This is a genomic window from Paracoccus shanxieyensis, from assembly GCF_009711265.1.
GTDB classification, from domain to species: Bacteria; Pseudomonadota; Alphaproteobacteria; order Rhodobacterales; family Rhodobacteraceae; genus Paracoccus; species Paracoccus shanxieyensis.
In genome coordinates, this window is record NZ_WMII01000006.1 from 1 (window position 1) to 19,574 (window position 19,574).

General features: G+C 64.0%; 18 protein-coding genes. 3 read left to right on the top strand and 15 right to left on the bottom strand.

The window, feature by feature from the left end:
• Positions 1-334: 334 nt before the first annotated feature.
• Positions 335-1,741, bottom strand: coding sequence for an MmgE/PrpD family protein (locus GL284_RS07550; RefSeq protein WP_155043996.1), 1,407 nt, complete (start codon positions 1,739-1,741; stop codon positions 335-337).
• Between the two features lie 2 nt (positions 1,742-1,743).
• Positions 1,744-2,517, bottom strand: coding sequence for an amino acid ABC transporter ATP-binding protein (locus GL284_RS07555; protein WP_155043997.1), 774 nt, complete (start codon positions 2,515-2,517; stop codon positions 1,744-1,746).
• An 89-nt stretch (positions 2,518-2,606) separates the two neighbouring features.
• Here GL284_RS07555 and GL284_RS07560 point away from each other — a divergent pair, with 89 nt between their 5' ends.
• Positions 2,607-3,356: an aminotransferase class IV gene (locus GL284_RS07560; RefSeq protein ID WP_341870333.1), complete on the top strand. Its 750-nt coding sequence runs from the start codon at positions 2,607-2,609 to the stop codon at positions 3,354-3,356.
• 73 nt (positions 3,357-3,429) lie between these two features.
• Here GL284_RS07560 and GL284_RS07565 read toward each other — a convergent pair whose 3' ends face one another.
• Together GL284_RS07565 and GL284_RS07570 are read right to left on the bottom strand one after the other, a co-directional pair.
• Complete coding sequence (locus tag GL284_RS07565; protein WP_155043999.1) at positions 3,430-4,278, bottom strand: sugar phosphate isomerase/epimerase family protein; 849 nt, start codon at positions 4,276-4,278, stop codon at positions 3,430-3,432.
• Positions 4,275-5,615: an MFS transporter gene (locus GL284_RS07570; protein WP_341870322.1), complete on the bottom strand. Its 1,341-nt coding sequence runs from the start codon at positions 5,613-5,615 to the stop codon at positions 4,275-4,277. Before GL284_RS07570 ends, GL284_RS07565 begins: the two co-directional genes overlap by 4 nt.
• A 229-nt stretch (positions 5,616-5,844) precedes the next feature.
• On the opposite strand from GL284_RS07570, the gene GL284_RS07575 reads away from it, so the two are divergent.
• Entirely contained in the window at positions 5,845-6,618 is a 774-nt protein-coding gene (locus tag GL284_RS07575) for an IclR family transcriptional regulator (RefSeq protein WP_196216739.1), read from the top strand.
• 74 nt (positions 6,619-6,692) lie between these two features.
• Here GL284_RS07575 and GL284_RS07580 read toward each other — a convergent pair whose 3' ends face one another.
• The 4 genes from GL284_RS07580 to GL284_RS07595 form a co-directional block, all read right to left on the bottom strand.
• Complete coding sequence (locus GL284_RS07580; RefSeq protein WP_196216740.1) at positions 6,693-8,366, bottom strand: tannase/feruloyl esterase family alpha/beta hydrolase; 1,674 nt, start codon at positions 8,364-8,366, stop codon at positions 6,693-6,695.
• A gap of 299 nt (positions 8,367-8,665) precedes the next feature.
• A complete protein-coding gene (locus GL284_RS07585; RefSeq protein ID WP_155044003.1) occupies positions 8,666-9,400 on the bottom strand; it encodes an aspartate/glutamate racemase family protein in 735 nt (244 codons plus the stop codon).
• Positions 9,401-9,421: 21 nt separating this feature from the next.
• Positions 9,422-11,149: a dihydroxy-acid dehydratase gene (locus GL284_RS07590; RefSeq protein WP_155044004.1), complete on the bottom strand. Its 1,728-nt coding sequence runs from the start codon at positions 11,147-11,149 to the stop codon at positions 9,422-9,424.
• Between the two features lie 22 nt (positions 11,150-11,171).
• Positions 11,172-11,921 (bottom strand): SDR family NAD(P)-dependent oxidoreductase, encoded by a 750-nt coding sequence (locus GL284_RS07595; protein ID WP_155044005.1) that lies wholly within the window; start codon positions 11,919-11,921, stop codon positions 11,172-11,174.
• Between the two features lie 225 nt (positions 11,922-12,146).
• Here GL284_RS07595 and GL284_RS07600 point away from each other — a divergent pair, with 225 nt between their 5' ends.
• On the top strand, positions 12,147-12,827 hold the full coding sequence (locus tag GL284_RS07600) for a GntR family transcriptional regulator (protein WP_155044006.1): 681 nt from the start codon (positions 12,147-12,149) through the stop codon (positions 12,825-12,827).
• On the opposite strand, the gene GL284_RS07605 is transcribed toward GL284_RS07600, so the two are convergent.
• The 7 genes from GL284_RS07605 to GL284_RS07635 form a co-directional block, all read right to left on the bottom strand.
• Positions 12,800-13,612, bottom strand: coding sequence for an amino acid ABC transporter ATP-binding protein (locus tag GL284_RS07605; RefSeq protein ID WP_155044007.1), 813 nt, complete (start codon positions 13,610-13,612; stop codon positions 12,800-12,802). The two genes, GL284_RS07600 and GL284_RS07605, sit on opposite strands and share 28 nt — an antisense overlap.
• Before the next feature lie 10 nt (positions 13,613-13,622).
• Positions 13,623-14,699, bottom strand: a complete 1,077-nt coding sequence (locus GL284_RS07610) for an amino acid ABC transporter permease (RefSeq protein ID WP_155044008.1) — start codon at positions 14,697-14,699, stop codon at positions 13,623-13,625.
• A 3-nt stretch (positions 14,700-14,702) separates the two neighbouring features.
• The gene (locus GL284_RS07615) at positions 14,703-15,866 is read right to left on the bottom strand and encodes an ABC transporter permease subunit (protein ID WP_155044009.1); all 1,164 of its coding nucleotides are present in this window, start codon (positions 15,864-15,866) and stop codon (positions 14,703-14,705) included.
• A gap of 52 nt (positions 15,867-15,918) precedes the next feature.
• Entirely contained in the window at positions 15,919-16,956 is a 1,038-nt protein-coding gene (locus GL284_RS07620; RefSeq protein ID WP_155044010.1) for an amino acid ABC transporter substrate-binding protein, read from the bottom strand.
• 95 nt (positions 16,957-17,051) lie between these two features.
• A complete protein-coding gene (locus GL284_RS07625; protein WP_155044011.1) occupies positions 17,052-17,801 on the bottom strand; it encodes an SDR family NAD(P)-dependent oxidoreductase in 750 nt (249 codons plus the stop codon).
• A 2-nt stretch (positions 17,802-17,803) separates the two neighbouring features.
• Positions 17,804-18,532: an SDR family oxidoreductase gene (locus GL284_RS07630; RefSeq protein ID WP_155044012.1), complete on the bottom strand. Its 729-nt coding sequence runs from the start codon at positions 18,530-18,532 to the stop codon at positions 17,804-17,806.
• A 107-nt stretch (positions 18,533-18,639) separates the two neighbouring features.
• A complete protein-coding gene (locus GL284_RS07635) occupies positions 18,640-19,566 on the bottom strand; it encodes a LysR substrate-binding domain-containing protein (RefSeq protein ID WP_155044013.1) in 927 nt (308 codons plus the stop codon).
• Between the last annotated feature and the right edge of the window lie 8 nt (positions 19,567-19,574).

The window sequence follows — 19,574 nt, forward strand, 5'->3', positions numbered from 1 at the left end:
TCAAGGTCTCGCAACCCGAAACTTGTCCGAAGATCGACGGTGACCGCCAGCGTCACCAACGGCCGCGCGCTGCGCTACGCCGAAGGCTCCGCGCGCGGCCTCCTACACCATGTGTTGGGACACTGCCTGTGCCCAGCAACCGTCCGGAAAGCCCGTGCCTTTCATCACGTCTTCAGACCAAGAGCGAGGCCTGCGACAAGGTGATCATCGGGGCTCTTCCGTGTCGGCATGAACCACCGTCCATTGAGCCTATCACGATAAAAGCAGGCGGATGGCGAAAAAGGGTCAGCTTCCATTGATTCCAAAAATGATCAAGCGGTCAATCCGCCCCCATTCACCCCGCCAGCTCAGCCCCGGTCAGCAGTGGACGCAGGACAGCGGCGACATCATCGCAATCCTGCAGCGTCAGAAACGCGTCCAGCGTTTCCTGCGCGTGGCGCTGCGGCATGATGCCAGCAAGGTTGTCGCGAAACTTCTGCCCCACAAAGTCCTCCGGCAGCGGGTTCTGCCGGCTGCCGGGGGGATAGCAGATCAGCGGCGCGGCGATCTGCCGCCCGTCGCGCAGCACCACGCTGACGCGGCCTGCCGGGCGGCGATGTTCGTGCATCTGGGCGTCAGCCTTAGGGTCGGTTTCACCCGATACCCGCGCGGCCAGCGCCAGCAGCGCGGGATCGGACAGCCGATCCGGCGCATACCATTGCGCGGGCGGGATGGCTTGCAGCATGGCAGCGATGGCATAGGGCAGCGAAAACTGCGCATCGACCATGGTGGCGGGCCGCACCTGCATGAAGTCACGCAAAAGCCCGTCGGATACGTGAAGGGTGATGCGTTCGATATTGCCCGCCCCGACACCATGGTCGCGCATCAGCGCATCCAGCGAGGCCAGCGTGCAGTGCATCCAGCGGCAGGTTGGCCATGGCTTGATCGTTGCCATGTCCAGCGACCAGTCGCGGCCCAGCCCGTCGGTCAACAGATCCGGTGCATAGCGGTCCGAGCCGAGCATCCGCCACAGCCCCGTCTCGCCATCCAGCACATTGGCCGCGCCGATCATGCCGCCTTGGTGCAACCGAACCGCACGAACCGCAGATTCCGCCGCCGGGGCCACGAAATCCTTGAATGAGACCAAGGGCCTGCTGTCCCAGTTGTATTTGCGCAAGCTGGGCACGTTCGCAAGCGTCCCTGCAAAGCCCAAGGCATTCGCCATGCCCGCAGCATCCAGCCCCATCAACCGCCCAAAAGCTGCGGCACCGCCGATGCCCTGATGCTGGCAGACGCCATAGACCAGCCGGAACCGCTGGATCCCCGGCTGGATGGCGCGGATCAGCCTTGCATTTACCTCGTATCCCGCCACCACGGCGGTCAGGAAATCCCGGCCGCTGACCGGACGCAGAAAGGCCGCGGAAATCGCCGCCGCGATGATCGTCGCGCCGGGATGGCCAAGCCCCTTGCCGTCCTCTTCCAGCCCGTCATCGAAATCCAGCGCGTTGATCGCCATCGCGTTGGCGAAAGCCGCCGAACCCGGCCCGAACGATCTGGTCGTCCCCATAACGCTGCACGGTCCGGGGCCAGCCTCCTCGGACAGCACATGCAGAAACTGGCGCGACAAGCTGCTGCCTGCGCCCGCCAGACCGCAGCCGATCGCGTCGATCACATGGTCCAAAGCCTTGCGCCAGACTGGCTGAGGAATGTCCTGAAAGCGCAAACCTGCAGCAAACTCCGCGATCTGCGCGGTCTCGGCCATGTTCAGAATCCGAAAGCGGTGAAGCGTGACAGGAACTCGCGCGTCCGCTCTTGCTGCGGGGCCTTCAGAACCTGTTCCGGGGGGCCTTCTTCGTGGATGCGGCCCTGATGCAGGAACAGCACCCGCGTCGCGAAATGATAGGCAAAGCCCAGCTCATGCGTGACCAGCAGCATGGTGCGGCCTTCCTTTGACAGATCAAGGATCACGTCCAGCACTTCGCCGACCAACTCGGGATCAAGGCTCGAGGTCGGCTCATCAAACAGCAGCACCTCGGGCTCCATCGCCAGCGCGCGGGCAATGGCGACACGCTGTTGCTGCCCGCCGGACAATTGCGCGGGATAGGCGTCGACACGTTCGGACAGCCCCACCCGCGCCAGATAATGCCGGGCACGCTCTTCGACTTGCGCGCGGGGTTCGCGCCGCACCGACAGAGGCCCCTCCATCACATTCGCAAGCACCGTCATATGCGGGAACAGGTTGAACTGCTGAAAGATCATGCCGACACGGGCACGCAGATCGCAAAGCTGCGCTTCGCGCACCGTCAGGCGCCCGCGCCGGTCGGGGGTGCCGATGGGCTGCCCGTCCAGAATGACCCGACCCGAGGTCGGCACCTCCATAAAGTTGATGCAGCGCAGGAACGTGCTTTTCCCCGACCCGCTGGAACCGAGAATGGCGATGCGTTCGCCCTTGTTCACCGTCAGATCCAGCCCCTTCAGCACCTCAGCAGGGCCGAAACTTTTATGCAGGCTTTCGATTTGCAACAGCGGCGCGGTCATGGCCTAGCCCCCTTTCGCGCCCAGCCGCCGTTCCAGCCAGTAAGCTGCCAGCGTGCCGGGATAGATGATGAAATAGATCAGCGCGCCTGATCCGTGGCAATCTGCTGGCGATCGACGATCATATGGACCGGCTTTATGAGGGCGCGAATTCCATCGGTCTTCAGATCGGCATGGATCGCGCCGCGCTGGTCGGGGAAATCCACCGCACGCTGCGCCATAACGACATGCTGGACGGCGTTCACATCCGCCTGATGATCACACGCGGGCAGAAATCCACGGTCAATCAGGATCCGCGTTTTGTCGTGGGTGGCCCGACGATCGTCATCGTCGCCGAATATAAGCAGCCGCGCCCGGAAACCAAGAAAGCCGGGTTGCGGCTGATGACCTCGGCGATCCGCTGCTCGACCCCGGATGTGTTCGACCTTCGCCTGAACTCGCATTCGCGGCTGAATTTTATTCAGGCGCTGATCCAGGCCATCAACATGGGCGCGGATGAGGCATTGATGCTGGATGATCGCGGCTTTGTCGCAAGCTGCAATTCCACGAACTTCTTCATCCTGCGCGGACGAGAGCTGTGGACCTCGACCGGGGCATGTTGCTTCAACGGCATCACCCGGCGCAAGGTCATGCAGATCTGGCGCGGCGCGGGCGAGGTGGTGCGCGAAAAGGACTTCACGCTGGCCGAAGTCTATGCCGCGGATGAGGCTTTCGTGACCGGCACATTGGGCGGCATCACCCCCGTCACGCAGATCGACGGGCGCAGGATCGGCAATGGCACGCCCGGCCCGGTGGGTGCCGAGCTTGCTGCGTTGTATCAGGATTTCACCGAAAAAGCCTGACACTCCGGTAGTTTGGGAATATTGCGACGCCGCCCGCGCGATCAGGCGCGTGGGCGGCGCGTCCGGCCTTGGTTCAGCGCCCCAACTGCTGCCGCAGCCATGCAATGCTTTCGCCAAGCGCCGCATCCTCATCGGGATAACGTGGGTGCAGATAATCGAACTCGATCGCCAGCAGCCCATCGAACCCGGCGCGGTCAAGACAATCCAGCGCAAAGGGCATGTCGATCAATCCGCTGCCCGTCGCGACACTTGGCCAGAAGCCGAAATTGCGCGGACTGCCGCGAAAGGCCGTGACATCCTTCAAATGCACCGCGCGCGCATAGGGCGCGAGGCTGGCGATCACCTCGGACGGGTCGTCAAAGGTGCGCAGGTTGTTGGCGGTGTCAAGGCAGACGCCGATGTGCTCGGGCCCCAGCGTCTCGACCAGCTCGACCAGTTCCGGCGCGGAAAAATCGATGTGGTTTTCGATGGCCAGCATGACACCCAGATCGGCTGCGTGGTCGATGGCGCGTTCCAGCAGCGGCACCAGCAGCGCCTTGTGTTCAGCCCATGACAGCGTGCGCGTGCCGCGCCCACCGGCGCAAATCCGCATCACGCGCGCCCCGACCGCCGCCGCATAGCCGGCATGGCGGTTCAGATCCTGCAGCGCCTCGGGGATCAGGCCGCTGCCCAGACCCTTTGGGTGGCCCCAGGCCCACATCCGGTCCAGCCCCGCCTGATCCAGCGCCTGCCGCAGCCCTGCCAGATCGGGCGTGCCGGGCGGCAGCATGAAGGACTCGACAGATATCCCCTCGACCCCCAGCGCCTGTGCGCGGGCGATAAAGCCGGGCAAGGTCATGTCCTGCGCGGGGGGCTGTTCCAGCCCCGGATAAACCTCGCCGAAATAGCGGTGGTAGCAATAGCCGTCGATTGCGATCTTCATGTTGTCTCCGTCAGTCGGCGGTTGCGGCGCATCAGGAATGCCTTGGCCATAGCCGCGGCGGCGGCGATGGACAGGGGCAGCGCCAGAAAGCTGAACACCTGCGAAAAGCCCCACCCTGCGGCCATCATGACCGCGCCCACCGACGCGCCAAGGATGGCGCCGAAGCGGCCGACTGCGGTCATCCACGCGGTGCCGGTGGCGCGCATCTCGGTCGGGTAGTAGCTGGCGGCCAAGGCAGCCCAGCCGGTATTGGCCGAGGTGCAGAAATAGCCCAGCACCAGAATGACCAGCATCAGCATGGTTTCATCGGGGGCAGTGTTGCCGATGACCAGCGCGGCGGCGACCGCGCCCAGCAGGGTCAGCGCCATGACCCGGTGCGGATTCCATCGGTCCATTTCCCAGCCAAGGACGATATTGCCGATGGTGCCGCCGATCTGCATCATCGCGCCGATGCGGGCGGCGGTTTCAAAGGAAAAGCCCACATCCTTGACCAGAACGGGCAGCCAGCTGTTCAGCAGATAGACCGTCAGGTTGTTCATGAAAAGCCCGACCCACAGCGCCAGCGTGACCAGCAGGAAGGGCTGCGACAGGATCAGCCGGACCGACCCCTTGGCGGCAGGGATGGTGTCGATGACAAAGGCGGTGGCGGCATTTGCGGCACCGGGGCGGATCTTGTTGACCAGCGCCATCAGCTCGGCCCGGCGCGCGGGACGCAAGGCCATGAACCGCGCCGATTCGGGCAGGAAGACGTGCAGCACGACAGCCATCACCATCGGCACGACACCGCCCACGATCAGGATCGAGTGCCAGTTATAGGTGGCGATAAGCTGGGCTGACAGAAACCCGCCGCCCGCCGCGCCGATGGTAAATCCGCAATAGACAAAGGACACGAACAGCGCGCGGCGATGTTTCGGCGCGAATTCAGAGATCAGCGTCGCGGCATTGGGCTGCGAGGCACCCAGCCCAAGCCCGGTCAGAAACCGCAGCGCCGTCAGAACGGTCAGATTGGGCGACCATGCCGACAACAGGCTCATCACCCCGAAGAAAAACACCGAGCCGACGATGACATTGCGCCGTCCAAAACGGTCGGCCAGCGGACCACCCGCGAACGCCCCCAGCGCCATTCCGAACAGCCCTGCCGACAGGACCGGGCCCATTTCGGCCTTGGTGATGCCCCAATCGTCGATCAATGCGGGCGCGATGAAGCCGATCGACACGATGTCGAATCCGTCCATGATCAGCACGCTGAGGCACAGCAGCAGCACCCGCCAATGAAAGCCCCTGACGGGCTGCGCATCAAGAAATTCGTTCAACTTCAGCGTTGTATTAGGTTGCACCGCGTCCTCCGATGTCTGGTTTCCTCCCGCAGGGACCGACATCGTTGGGGGGATTACCCCCATCCGGTGCGCGCGCTCCTCCACTGCGGCAGGGGTGTCATAGCGATATTGAAACTGCGTTTCAATTGGAATGATGTTCCTTATCCGTCGGGCCGCGTCGGTCCTGCGCTGGACCGCTGGCGGGTGGTCGTGTATGGCTGCGGGAATTCAGCGATCCGGGGGGCGTGGCATGGCAAGCATCAGGGACCGGGCCGTTTCGATCCTGGAATTGCTGGCGGGCCATCCGCAGGGGCTGGCGCTGTCGGCCATCGCCGATCAGTTGGACATGCCGCGCGCCGCCGCCCATCGTGTGCTGGGCGATCTGAAAGACGGCGGTTATGTCCGGCAGGCCGGGGCGGGGGAATATTACCGGCTGACAGCAAAGATCGTCTCGTTGGGTTTTGCCTATCTGGCCCATAATGGCGTGGTCGAGATGGCGCAGCCGGTGCTGGATCGTCTGGCGGGCGATAGCGGCGAACTGGCGCGGCTGGCCGTCCTGAATGGCGAGGAGTTGCGCTGGATTGCCAAGGCGCAGGGCGCGACCAGCGGCTTGCGCTATGATCCTGACAATGGGGCGGTGGTCGGGCTGATGGCTGCGGCGAACGGTCATGCCTGGCTGGCCTGTCTGGATGATGACAGCGCCATCCGGATCGTTGCCCGCCAGCAGATTCCGCGCGAAAGCTTTGGTCCCGGCGCGCCCGCCGATCTGGCGGCGCTGCTGGAGACGCTGGCGCCCGTGCGCCGGCAAGGCTATGCGTCGGTGCGGGATTCCTATGAACTCGGCACCGCGTCGGTCGCTGCGGCAATCCGCGACCCTCGCAGCGGCGCGCCGGTCGGCACCGTCAGCATTGCAGGGCCGACCTCGCGCATGCCCGACGAACGGCTGGGCGAATTGGCGCGGCTGGTGATCAATGCCGCGCAAGAGCTGTCGGCGCTGGTCGGCGCGGCCAAGCTGATGGCGTGATCGCTGGCTGACGCCATAAGATGTTTCCGTGGCGGGTGACAGCGCCAACAGGCCCCGCCACCACCCGCACCACCCTATTGCGTGGGCTCTCCGCCGGTCAGCAGCCCGGCCGAGATGCCGACGCTGCCCATCTGCAGCAGTGCGGTATTGGCGGTGCAGCTCCAGTTCGCGGCCTGCGTCACATCGCCCGTGCCGGAATATTCGGCCCGCGCCGGATAGGGGCAAAGCGGCATCGACCGAGTGACCGCGCCGCTGTCGTCCAGCTTTTCGGCGGCCAGAGCGTCGGGGGCGATGCCCTGTTCGACCCATGCCTCCAGCGCGGCCAGCGTATTGAAGGCGTCGGGGCCGGTACCGCCGCGGCAATGGCCCATATCGGGCACCATGAACAGCCGGGCTTTTGCCGACAGGGCCTGCATCCCGCCCTCGCGCCGCGCCAGATCGTCCACGAAACGCGTGGTGCGGAAGGGCGACAGGGCATGATCGCCCCAACCGTGATAGAGGATCATCTTCTTGCCCGCATCCAGAAAGGCCTGCGTCGCCGCCAGATCCGACCCGTTTCCGGCGGCCGTTCTGGCAATGAATTCCTCGACCACCGGACGCGGCACCGTCCCGTCGGGCGAAATCCCCAGATCGCGCACGTTGAAGGACGGATCGTGTTTGACCAGATACTGGATGATATGGTCGGAAAACGACCACTCGATCGGGGCGGGCGCGAAACCGTCATTGCCCCATGGCTCGGCCGCCGTGACATCGGCTGCCGGTTCCTTGCCGCCCTGAAAGTTTGAAAACCCGTCGTCGAACAGGACCGGCGCATAGCCCGGAAACACAAGCTGGCCGTCATCGGTATGAAGCGCGGTGAAATAGGCGCGCAGCGCCTTGGCCTGCGCGGCGCTTATGCAGGCGGCGTCGTCAGCGCCGGGGCAGATCATCGTCTCGGGGGCAAAGGAACAGGCGGCGGGCATCTGCACCAGCCCGTCGACCGTGCCGTCGATGCCGTCGCAGGCCTGCATCACGGCAGCCTGAATGGCGGGCAGCTTTTCGGGAAGGATCTGGGCATCGGGCGAAAGCAACTGGTTGATCTGGAAATGCTGGATCTTCAGCATCGAGGAGATGTCCATGAAGGGGGTGCCCGAGATCACCCCGTCGAAATCGTCGGGATAGCGCGTCGCCGCCACCTGCGCCATCCGCCCGCCGGTCGAGCAGCCCGTCAGATACGAGCGTTGCGGCGCATGGCCATATGCGGCCGTGGCCATCGCCTTGGCGGTCTGGGTCACGACATGCGTGGCGCGGTGGTAGTAATCCGCAATCGCCGCATCGTCCGGGGTGCCATCCGGCAGCAAGGCAAAGCGGGCATCGACGCTGCTTTCCGCCTCATGGCCAAGGTCGGTCATCGCGGTGACATAGCCCGTCGCATTGGCATAGGCGATGTCGGCATGGTTGGCCGAGGCCCGGACGCGGCCGGCAAGCCCGCCATTGCCCAGCATGGCAAAGCGGCCGTTCCACGCCTCGGGCAGGCGGATTTCGAACCGGGCCGCGCCATCGGGCGCATCGCCCCCTTGCGTGATGACGGTGCCCGAAACCAGACAGGCCGCCGCACCGTCCTCAGCCGGAACGGCGGCCGTGACCGTCACACCCGGCAGATCAAACGCAGCGGCGGTGTCCACGTCACACTCCAGCGCCGCGGCGGGTCCGGCACCAAGAAACGGCGCGGCAAGGACAAAGAGCAGCAGGGTCTTGCGGTTGGTCATGTCGGGCCTTTTCGAAATCGGCTGGGCCATTCCGACCCGCGATGATTGCAACATTCCGGCCAGTCTCAGCTAAAATATGTTCGTATAAAAATGATAATTGACGCGGATTTTCCGCTGGCAAGCGTTTGTCTTTTCTGTGCGCGGTTGCTTACTGCTGCGCTTGGAATTGCCGAAATTGTTTGCATAAATACGCTGCATGCCGCAGGCGCGCGCCCTGCGTGGCAGGATGGTCGGCATTGCCAATTGATTGCAGGCATATCGGACGGGACGACGCGCAACACGCCCTTCCATATATATGTCTACATCCGACCGAAATACGGTCTGCGCGTCAGCGTTTCGTGGACGTAGTTGATCATCGTGTTGAAGTCGAAAACCGGCAGGCCCGTCGCCGCCTGAACCGCATGGGCATAGGGTGGCAGGTCGCTGCATTCCAGCAGGATCGAGCCGACATCCGGGTTGCGGGCGACCAGATCGCGGGCGACCCCGATCACGCCTTGGCGCAGCGCATCGTCGTCAAGTTCGCCGATATTGGCGCGGATGCCGCTGTTGAACGCCGCGCATCCCTCCATCCCGGTCACGGCCAGCGGCACATCCGGCGAAACTCCGGTCCCGGCCAGATGGCCGGGTTTCAGGCAGGTCGAATCGGCGCAGATGACCCCCACGCGCTTGCCGGTGATCTGATGCATGAAATTCACCTGCAACAAGCTGCTGGCAAAGACCGGAATATCGACCGCTGCGGCGATTTCGCGCTGAAACAGCGCCATGAACCCGCAAGCGCCGGTAATGCCCAGCACACCTTCGTCCTGAAGCTTCTGCGCGGCGGCGGTAAAGGCGGGCAGCAGCGAGTCATCGGCATGATATAACAGCTTTTCGCCCGTCACCCCTTCGGCCAGCGCATAGCGCACCGGAAAATCATAGGTCGTCGCATTCGCCACATTCCCCGGAATGAACGGATAAAAACAGTCGAGGACGATGATCCCCACGCTTTCCCCGGCCCAGGACTGCGACCTCAGGCGGGATTTGTAGATCGTCATGTTGGCACTCCGCAAAGACGTTCAGTAGGGGCGACGCTGGCTGGGGGCAGACCCCGAACCGCCGCGCAGAAAATCGAAATCCAGACCCTGATCGGCTTGCAGGACGTGGTTGACGAACAGGCTGCGATAGCCGCGTTCGGCCACGGCCACCGTCGGCTGCCACCTGGCACGGCGCTGATCCAGCACCTCGGGCGCGACATGCAGGGTCAGGGTGCGGTTTTCCAGATCCAGCTCGATCTCGTCGCCCTCTTCGACCAGCGCGATGGGGCCGCCGATGGCGGTCTCGGGGGCTATCTGCAACACCACGGTGCCGAAGGCCGTGCCGCTCATCCGGCCGTCCGAGATGCGCAGCACGTCGGTCACACCCTGATCCAGCAGCTTGCGCGGCACCTTGATATTGCCCAGCTCGGGCGCGCCGGGATAGCTGCGGGGACCGATATTCTTCAGCACCAACACCGATCCCGCGCTGACATCCAGATCGGGGCGGTCGATGCGGGCATCCATATCCTCGATCGACTCGAACACGACGGCCTTGCCGCGATGCTGCAACAGATGCGGGCTGGCGGCGGTGGCCTTGATGATCGCGCCGTCGGGCGCCAGATTGCCGCGCAGAACGGCCAGCGCGGGCTGGGTCTTGAAGGGTGTGTCGAACGCCGCGATCACCCGGTCGTCAAAGATTTCGGCGGGCGCGATCACCTCGGCGATCGTCTGCCCCGAGACGGTCAGGGCGTTCAGGTTCAGATGCGCCTGCATGGATTTCATCAGCGCGGGCAGCCCGCCCGCGTTATAGAACTCCTCCATCAGATATTCGCCATTCGGCAGGATATTGGCCAGAAGCGGGATGCCCCGGCTGTTGGCCTCGATATCGTCCAGCGTCAGGTCAAGCCCCAGCCGCCCGGCCAAGGCCAGAAGATGCACCGTGGTATTGGTGCCGCCGCCGATGGCCGCGTTGACGCGGATGGCGTTTTCAAAGGCCGCGCGCGTGGCAAGCTGCGACATGCGCAGGTTCTGGCGGATCAGATCGACGATGCGGCGGCCGGAAAGCTGCGCCGCAGATTTCTTGCGCGCATCCGGCGCGGGAATGCCGGAACTGCCGGGCAGCGACATGCCAAGCGCCTCGAGCACCGCGCCCATGGTCGAGGCCGTGCCCATGGTATTGCAGACGCCGATGCTGCGCGACATGCCGAATTCCGCCTCGGCAAAGGCATCGACCGGCGCTAGACCCGAGCGGGTGTCGTCGTAAAGCTTGTACATGTCGGTGCCCGAACCGACCTGCTTGCCGCGGAAATTCCCGCTCATCATCGGGCCGGCATGGACGATGATCGTCGGCAGATCGACGCTGGCCGCGCCCATGGCATAGGCCGGGCCGGTATTGTCGCAGCCGGTCAGCAGGACCACCCCGTCGATGGGGTTGCCCCGGATCAGCTCTTCCAGCTCCATGCTCATCAGGTTGCGATACATCATGCCGCTGGGCCGCATCAGCGAATCGCCGATGGACATGGTCGGAAAGATCAGGGGAAACCCGCCCGCCTCCAGCACGCCGCGCGCCACCCATTCGGCCAGCTCGGTCAGGTGCGAATTGCAGGGCACAAGCTGCGAGGCGGAATTGGCGATCCCCACCACTGGCCGGCCCTCGAACATCTCTTTCAGATGGCCTTGGGATTTCAGGTGGGTGCGGTGAAAGAAACCTGCCGCGTCCGTCCGGTCGAACCAGACACGGCTGCGCAGGTGGGTAAGGTCTTCGGTCATCTGGCGTTGCCTTTTCAGATGGTCAGATCAGCCCACCGTTGACGTGCAACGACTGGCCGGTGATGTAGCTGGCGTCGGGTGACAGCAGAAAGGCGATGGCGGCGGCCACCTCATCGCTGCGTCCGGGACGGCCCAGCGGGATGCGAAGGGCGGTCCGGGCCAATTCGTCATCCGGCACGCCGTCGCGCGTGCCTGCGTCCTTTTCGATGAAACCCGGAACGACGCAGTTCACCGTGATGCCGTCGGCGGCCAATGCTCCGGCCACGCTGCGCATCGCGACCTCCAGCGCGCCCTTGGATGCGGCCGACATCGGAAACTGGCGAATATCGGTGCGGAACACATGCGAGGTGAAGCTGCCCGTCGCGACGATCCTGCCATGCGACGCGCGCGCAATCAGCGGCTGGGCATGTTTCACCAGCGCAAAGAAGCTGTAGACATTCGCGCGGAAGGCGCGGTCCAGATCCTCGAACGTGCCTTCGTCCAAAGATTTCAGGATCGGGAAGCCGGCATTCGCGACCAGACAATCCAGCCTGCCGAATACGGTCTGTGCCTGATTGGCAAGCTGGCGGCCCAGTTCGGGATCCATCAGATCGCCAAGCGCAGTCGCCACCACCGCCCCCTTGTCCCGCGCGGCATCGGCGACACGCTCCAGCGCCTCGGCCGAGCTGTGCGCGTGCAGCAGCAGCCCGATTTGCGGCGATGCCAGCCGCCGCGCCAGCGCCGCGCCGATACCCGAGGATGCCCCGGTGATGATGGTTGTTCTGCGGTCCATTCGGATCTCCATCAAAGGGGCGCGGGTCACAGCCGGTAACGCGCCAGAAGCCGCCCCTCGATCATCGAAAGCGCGCGCCACCGGGAAGGCGACACTGCGGTCGGCGAGTCGATTGTTAACCGTTGACCGCCTACTGCCAACAATTGACGGTTACGGAAATTGGTGCAAGGGGGGAATGTGAAATGCTACGGCTGGGACGCCGATTTCTGATGAGGTGCTGTTCAAATGACCATCCGTCCGCTGCCGCGAAACACGTTCCGCGAGCAAGTCGTCGCCGAACTGCGCAATGCGATCATCAACGGCACCTATGCGCCCGGCGCGCCGCTGGTCGAACTGGAACTGGCCGAGAAATTCGGCGTCAGCCGGGGACCGATTCGTGAAGCCATGCGGCAATTGATCGAAGAGGGGCTGGTCGTCACCGTGCCCTATCTGGGCACCCGCGTGATGAGCCTGACACTGGACGGGCTGGAGGATCTGTTTTCCGTCCGCGCCGAGATGGAGGTCTTTGCCAATCGCCTGATCTGGCCCAAGCGCGATCCGGAGCTGCTGGCCGAATTGCGCGCGCGCCACGCGCAGCTGACCCGGACGCTGAAGGATGCCGATATGGGCGCGCAGCTGGCGGCCGAGATCGAGCTGCATGAACTGGCCTATGCCGCATCAGGCAACAAGCTGCTGATGTCGTTCTGGAATGTGCTGAAGGGCCAGATGCAGCTTTACTGGGCCACCTATCACCGCGCTCATGGCCGCACCGGCCCTGCCCCCACCATCCATGACCGCTATGTCGACCTGATGCATGGCGACGATTTCGCAGCGGTCGAGGCGGAAATCCGAGCGCATCTTCTGCAAGGCTGCGCCACGATGGAGGATTTCCTGCGCTATCAGCACGCCGTGGTGGGCATTTCCTGAGGCCCGACCCGACGCAGCGCTTGCGCCTGTCCGGTCTCAGTACCCAGGATCTGCGACAGGAAGCGCCGGGTTCTGTCGTTCCTTGGCGCATCGAAGAACGCATCGGGGCTGCCTTCCTCGACGATCTCGCCCTGATCCATGAAGATCACCCGATCGGCCACCTTGCGGGCAAAGCCCATCTCATGGGTGACACAGATCATCGTCATGCCCTCGGCCGCCAGCGTGCCCATGACATCCAGCACCTCGGCGATCATTTCCGGGTCCAGCGCCGATGTCGGCTCATCGAACAGCAGGATTTCCGGCTTCATGCACAGCGCGCGGGCGATGGCCACGCGCTGCTGCTGGCCGCCCGACAACTGGCCGGGGAACTTGTCGGCCTGATCGGGGATGCGCACCTTTTCCAGATAGCCGCGGGCGATGGCCTCGGCTTCGGCCTGCGACTTCTTGCGCACCAGCATCGGCGCCAGCGTGCAGTTTTCCAGCACGGTCATGTGCGGGAACAGATTGAAATGCTGAAACACCATGCCGACGTCCTGCCGGATCTCGTCGATATTGCCGATATCGTCGTTCAGCTCGGTGCCCAGCACGCGGATCATGCCGCCATCATGTTCCTCAAGCCGGTTGATGCAGCGGATCATGGTGGATTTTCCCGACCCCGACGGGCCGCAGATCACCACCTTTTCGCCCCGCCCGACCGTCAGGTTGATCGAGCGCAGCGCATGGTATGTCCCGTAGAACTTCTGCAGGTCGCGGATTTCGACGGCGGGCGCGGTAGCTTGTGTCATGTTCGGTTCCTTAATGCCGGCCGGTATTCATGCGCCGTTCAAGGAACGCGCCATAGCGGGACAGGCCAAAGACGAAGGTGAAGTAGATCGCCGAGATGAAGACATAGACCTCGACGAAGGCAAAGCTCCACTCACCCGTGCCATAGGCCGCATTCCCCGAGGCCAGCAGCTCGAAAAAGCCGATGATGACCACCATCGAGGTCTCCATGAACGCGATTACCATCTGGTTGATCGTTGCAGGCAAGGCGTTGCGGAACGCCTGCGGCAGCAGGATGCGCGACACGCGATAGCGATAGCTCAGCCCCAGCGCCTTGGCCGCTTCGTCCTGTCCTGCGGCGACACCCTGAAGCCCGCCCCGGATGATCTCGGCCTGATAGGCGGCGAAGAACAGACCCAGCGCCAGAATGACGCGATACAGCTTTTCGCCCTGCAGAAATGCGGGCAGCACGAAGGGCAGGAAGATCGCAAAGGTGAACAGGATGGTAATGACCGGCAGCGACCGCACGGCGTCGATGAAAAAGCCGGTGGCGCGGGCGATGACCGGCATTTCCGAACGGCGCATCAGCGCCAGCATGATGGACAGCGGCATGCCCACCAGCACGGTGCCGACAAAGATCATCAAGGTCAGGCTGAGCCCGCCCCATTGATCCGCCGTGACCGGGCGCAGTCCGAACACGCCGCCGCGCATCAGCATGAAGAACGTCACCGCGCCCAGAATCCAGATCAGGGACAGCGCGCGCACGTTCCAGAAGCGCGGAAAGCAGCTTGCGGCGACGGTAGCCACGACAATGACGCAGGCCAAAGCCGAGCGCCATTGTTCATCATACGGGTAAAGCCCGAACAGGATCAGCCGCCAGCGGTTTGCGATGACCGACCAGCACGCGCCCCCCGCGGCCTGACAGGTGTCGTGCCGCGCCTCGGGGGCGAAGGTGGCGTCCAAGAGGCCCCAGCGGATCAGCATCCATGCCAGACTGCCCAGCAGCGCGAAGCTGCCCACCGTCAAGAGCCCGGACCCGACCGAGCCGAAATAGTCGCGGCGGATCTGCCGCCAGCCGTTCGAGGGCCGTTTGATCTGGGATACGGTCATGCCTCAGCCCCTCAGCTGGTGGCCTTTCAGGGCCACGGCTTTGTTGATGCGGTTCAGGATCGCTGCCAGCGTGAAGTTGATGATCAGGAACGTCACCATCAGCAGGCCGACCAGCTCGAAGGTCTGCCCCGAATGGGTGATCGCCGCGTTCACCACCATGAAGAAATCAGCAAAGCCCACGATGATGCCCAATGTCGTCGCCTTGATCAGCCAGACATACTGGTTGGTCAGGATCGGCAGCATCGAGCGGAAGGCCAGCGGGAACCGGACGCGGGAAAACACCGACCACGGCGTCAGACCCAGCGACTGCGCCGCCTCGACCTGCCCCTTGCTGACGGCGTTGAAGCCGCCGCGCACGATCTCGGCCACATAGGCGCCACCATAGATGGCGATGGCAAAGACCAGCGCATAGATTTCCGGCGGAATGCGATAGCCGCCCTGAATGTTCAGCCCGCGCACGGCAGGCCAGGTCATGATCTGGGCCCCGCCGGTATATCCGGCCCAGCCCACGACCAGCGCCGCAACCGCGGCGGCAAGGGCGATGCCAAGGCTCAGCGCGCGCTTTCTGGCGGGCTCGACCCGCCGGAACCGGCGCAGGCCATGCAGCGCCAGAATCGCCGACACCGCCACGGCCAGCAGCACCAGCAGCACAAAGATCGACCAGCCGGCGATGGTGACACCCGGCAGGTAAAGCCCGCGATTGGTCAGAAAGCCGCCGGCGAATTCATAGGCCTGACGCGGCGGCGGCAGACGGTTCGCCAAGGCATACCAGAAAAACACCTGCACGATCAGGGGGATGTTGCGAAACGCCTCGACATAGACCGTGCCGACCAGCCGGAATGCCTTGTTGGGCGAAATCCGGGCAATGCCGATCACGCCCCCGATCAGCGTGGCAAAGATCAGCGACAGGACCCCGATGAACAGCGTGTTCAGCAGACCCATCAGCAGAACCCACCAATAGGGATCAAAGGCCGTCGTCGGCAGCAGCGAAAAGGTCATCTCCCAGCCGGTCGCTTTTTGCAGAAAGCCGAAGCCGGTCTTGATGCCTTGCGCCGCCAGCCTTTCGCGCGCCGTCAGCACGGCAACGACCAGACAGCACGCGATTGCGGCAACGAAGGCGGCCTGCAATCCGATGGCGCGGACCTTGCGGTTTTTCCAGAGTGTCATCGCGACCTCGTTCGGGCAGGGGCGGCCCCGCCAAGGGCCACCCGTATGTCGATCAGTCGATGACGAAGGGGAACAGAACCCCGCCATTGTTCCACAGCGCCGTCAGCTCGCGCGGCATCTTGTAGGGCGTTTGCGACCCCAGACCGCGCTCGAAGATCTGGGAATAGTTGCCGACCTTCGAGATGACGTTGAACGCCCAGTCGTCCGAAAGGCCCAGCGGCGTGCCGAAGCCCGGCGTGACGCCCAGCATCTTGGCGATTTCGGGCGTGGCAGGATTGGCCTTCGCCTCGGCGACATTGGTGGAATCGATGCCTTCCTGTTCGGCGAACAGCAGCACCGACAGCATCCAGTTGGCGATGTCCAGCCACTGCTCGTCGCCCTGACGGACGATCATCACCTCGGGTTCGACCGCCAGAACATCAGGCAGCAGGACGTGATCTTCGGGATTCGCCGCGACCGAGCGGGCAATGCCCAGCACCGGACCCCATTGCGCATAAAGATCGCAGCGCCCCGAGAAATAGGCGTCTTCCAGTTCCTCGGTCTTTTCGATCGCGATGGTTTCCAGCTTGATGCCGATGCGGCTGGCATAGGACGCCACCTGACGTTCTTGCGCCGAGCCCGCCGGAATGCAGACCGACCCGCCATCGGCATCCTTCAGCGAGGTCAGGCCCAGTTCCTTATGCGCAAGGATCTTGGTCGTGCCCAGATAATAGGAATTCGAGAACTGGAAGCCCAGCTCGGTATCGCGCGAGAAGGTGCCGCCCGACGCCTTGATGATGATATCGACATCGCCCGATTGCAGCGCGGGCCAGCGCTGCGTCCAGGAAATCGGCACGACCTTGATCTTGTCGGGATCGTCAAAGATCGCCGTGGCCAGCGCGCGGCACAGGTCGATGTCCAGACCCTTCCAGACGCCCTTGTCATCGACTTCGGCAAAGCCAAGATACGAGCCGTTATGGCCGGGGCAGTTCAGCACACCCCGGTCCTTGACGGCTTTCAAGGTGTCGCCCGGCGCGGCCTGCGCCGAGGATCCAAAGGTCAGAACGGCAGCGACGCTGGCGGCGACGCCGGCAAGAAGCATAGCTTTCATTGTGTTACATCCCTGTTGTTTTTGCGATTGGCCTGTTTGTCATCTCTGGCGTCACAGCACAGGCTGCCGCGACGCCTTTCGCCTGCGGCCTGGACTCAGGCGTAGATATAACCGCCTGAAACGATGATGTTTTCGCCGGTCATGTAGGTGTTTTTCGGACCGCCGGCCATCAGCACCCATTCGGCCATCTCCTCGGGCTCTCCGCCCCGCGCCAGCGGGCTGGCCTTGGCCAGTTCGCCCAGAAAGCCCAGCTCCTTGGCCTTTTGCGTGGCCATCCCGGCGGGGGCCACCGAATTGACCAGAATGCCGTCGGGGGCGACCTCATGGGCCATGCTTTTGGTCAGGCTGACCACCGCCGCCTTGGTCGCGGCGTAATGCGCGTTCTGCGGATGCGCCTTGAACGCATCGACCGAGGTGATGTTGACGATCCGGCCCCGCACATGCCCCTTGGGGTCCTGCTGGCGCATCTGACGGACCCCCGCGACCATCATGTGATAGGTGCCCTTGACGTTGATGGCGTTCGAGGCGTCCCAATCGGCATCCGTGATCTCAAGGATCGGCTTGCGCGGATAGATCGCCGCCGAATTGACCAGCGTATCGACGCGGCCCAGCTCTTCGGCAACCTGCGCGAAGGCGGCATGGGCGGCCTCGGCCGTGCGGATGTCGCAGGCGGCAAACGCCGCGGGCAGACCTGCCGCACGGGCCGGGGCCAGCGCCGCCTCGGCGGCAGCGGCGTTGATGTCGATGATCCCGATGGCCGCAGCGCCATTGCGCACCGCCATCTCGGCGATCAGCGCCCCAAGCCCGGCGCCACCGCCCACAACCACAACAGAAAGACCCTGCATCGTCATTTACCTTTGTCCTGAGCGCCATTCTGTGCGCCTGTCGCCGTCGCCTGATGCATCGGAAGAATATCGAAACGCGCCACATCCACCGATTGCGGCAATGTCAGCACCGCCAGCACCATCGCGGCCACGTCTTCGGGCTGCACTGCGGAATTGCCCGCATACATCGCTGCCCGCGCCTCGGCGGACAGCAGATCCTTGTAAAGTCCGGTCTCGACCCGGCCCGCCACGATTTCGGTCACCCGCACGCCGTAAGGCGCCAGATCCAGCCGCAGCGCCTGCGCAAAGCCGCCGATGGCGGCCTTGGTCGCGCAATAGACCGCCAGCTTGGCAAAGGGCGCGTGACCCGCGGTCGAGCCGGTGAAGAACACATGCCCCCTGCCCCGGTCCTGCATCCCCGGCACCACGGCCCGCGTCACCGCCAAGGCCGAACGCAGGTTCAGGTCAATGGCCCGGTCGATCTGGGCCATGTCCATCTGGGCAAAGGGCAGCATGGCGGGCATCATGCCGGCGTTGTTGATCAGCACGTCAGGCGTCAGCCCGGCAAGCTGGTCAATCGCCGCCGGGTCGGCCAGATCAAGCTGCATCGCGCGGATCCCCTGCGCCTCAAGCGCCGCCAGAGCGTCGGGCTGTCTGCCGACGGCGATCACGTCATGCCCCGCGGCCTTCATCGCCAAGGTGATGGCTTTGCCGATGCCGCTGGTTGCTCCGGTTATCAGTGCCTGTGTCATGCCTGCATCCTTCTCTGCGCCAAAGCTGCGGCATCGGAAGGCCGAACCAAATCAAGAAAAGCGGCAGATCGACAAAATTTTCTTGCGGCTGCGGAATTCGCCGGGGATCAGAACTTCTGCACGCCAAGCTGACGCCAGTTTTCGCCTTCGACCCATGCGCAGAACGCGGCAATGGGTTTCAGGCGGCGATGCGCGCGCGGCAGAACCAGATAAAAGCCGGGCACCTGTTCGCCCGGCATCCCCTGCATGATGTCGCGACCCAGGGGCGCGACCAGCTTTCCCAGCTTCAGATCCTCTTCGGCGTCGATGGTCGAGATCAGACCGACGCCCAACCCCGCGACCGTGGCACGCCGCATGGTGGCTGCATCCTGAAAGCGGATGCCGCCGGGATTGTCCGCCGCCTCGACGCCCAGATGGCGCAGCACATCGCCCCATAGCCCTTCCGCCAGCACCGGATGCAGCAGCGGCAGGTCCAGCAGATCGGCAGGGCCCGCGATCTTGCGCGCCATGTCCGGGGTGCAGCAGATCTGTTTGAAATCCTGAAGCAGCAGCGTGCTTTCATATTGCCGCCAGCCGCCGAAGCCCCATTGAACCGCCACGTCCACCTCGTCCGAGACGAAATCGGGAAGCTCGACCATGGTGGTCAGCCGCAGATCGGCATCGGGCATGGTGTCGCGAAACGCGGCCAGCCGGTCCAGCAGATAGCGGGTCGCGAAATAGGGGCTGGCGTTCAGGTTGATGCGGTTCTTCGGGCCGGTCTTCGTCACCCGCCGCACGCCCTCGGTCAGCTCGTCAAAGGCGGATTGCACATAATGCGCCAGCAGGATCGCCTGCTCATTGGGCTCGATCGCGCGGCCCTTGCGCTCGAACAGCTCGACGCCCAGCGTGTCTTCCAGCAGCTTGATCTGCGCGCTGACGGCCTGCGGCGTGACCCGCAATTCGTCGGCGGCACTGCGAAAGCTGCGGTGCCGCACGACGGTGTGAAACACGCGCAAGGCGTTCAGCGGCGGCAGGCGGATGGCACGTTCGTTCATGATCCTGC

What these genes read in the sequence shown, in the direction of transcription:
- GL284_RS07630 (WP_155044012.1), bottom strand. Translation starts at nt 18,532, where the DNA reads ATGACACAGGCACTGATAACCGGAGCAACCAGCGGCATCGGCAAAGCC.
- GL284_RS07595 (WP_155044005.1), bottom strand. Translation starts at nt 11,921, where the DNA reads ATGGACCGCAGAACAACCATCATCACCGGGGCATCCTCGGGTATCGGC.
- GL284_RS07550 (WP_155043996.1), bottom strand. Translation starts at nt 1,741, where the DNA reads ATGGCCGAGACCGCGCAGATCGCGGAGTTTGCTGCAGGTTTGCGCTTT.
- GL284_RS07580 (WP_196216740.1), bottom strand. Translation starts at nt 8,366, where the DNA reads ATGACCAACCGCAAGACCCTGCTGCTCTTTGTCCTTGCCGCGCCGTTT.
- GL284_RS07610 (WP_155044008.1), bottom strand. Translation starts at nt 14,699, where the DNA reads ATGACCGTATCCCAGATCAAACGGCCCTCGAACGGCTGGCGGCAGATC.
- GL284_RS07620 (WP_155044010.1), bottom strand. Translation starts at nt 16,956, where the DNA reads ATGAAAGCTATGCTTCTTGCCGGCGTCGCCGCCAGCGTCGCTGCCGTT.
- GL284_RS07555 (WP_155043997.1), bottom strand. Translation starts at nt 2,517, where the DNA reads ATGACCGCGCCGCTGTTGCAAATCGAAAGCCTGCATAAAAGTTTCGGC.
- GL284_RS07600 (WP_155044006.1), top strand. Translation starts at nt 12,147, where the DNA reads ATGACCATCCGTCCGCTGCCGCGAAACACGTTCCGCGAGCAAGTCGTC.
- GL284_RS07590 (WP_155044004.1), bottom strand. Translation starts at nt 11,149, where the DNA reads ATGACCGAAGACCTTACCCACCTGCGCAGCCGTGTCTGGTTCGACCGG.
- GL284_RS07605 (WP_155044007.1), bottom strand. Translation starts at nt 13,612, where the DNA reads ATGACACAAGCTACCGCGCCCGCCGTCGAAATCCGCGACCTGCAGAAG.
- GL284_RS07585 (WP_155044003.1), bottom strand. Translation starts at nt 9,400, where the DNA reads ATGACGATCTACAAATCCCGCCTGAGGTCGCAGTCCTGGGCCGGGGAA.
- GL284_RS07625 (WP_155044011.1), bottom strand. Translation starts at nt 17,801, where the DNA reads ATGCAGGGTCTTTCTGTTGTGGTTGTGGGCGGTGGCGCCGGGCTTGGG.
- GL284_RS07635 (WP_155044013.1), bottom strand. Translation starts at nt 19,566, where the DNA reads ATGAACGAACGTGCCATCCGCCTGCCGCCGCTGAACGCCTTGCGCGTG.
- GL284_RS07565 (WP_155043999.1), bottom strand. Translation starts at nt 4,278, where the DNA reads ATGAAGATCGCAATCGACGGCTATTGCTACCACCGCTATTTCGGCGAG.
- GL284_RS07615 (WP_155044009.1), bottom strand. Translation starts at nt 15,866, where the DNA reads ATGACACTCTGGAAAAACCGCAAGGTCCGCGCCATCGGATTGCAGGCC.
- GL284_RS07575 (WP_196216739.1), top strand. Translation starts at nt 5,845, where the DNA reads ATGGCAAGCATCAGGGACCGGGCCGTTTCGATCCTGGAATTGCTGGCG.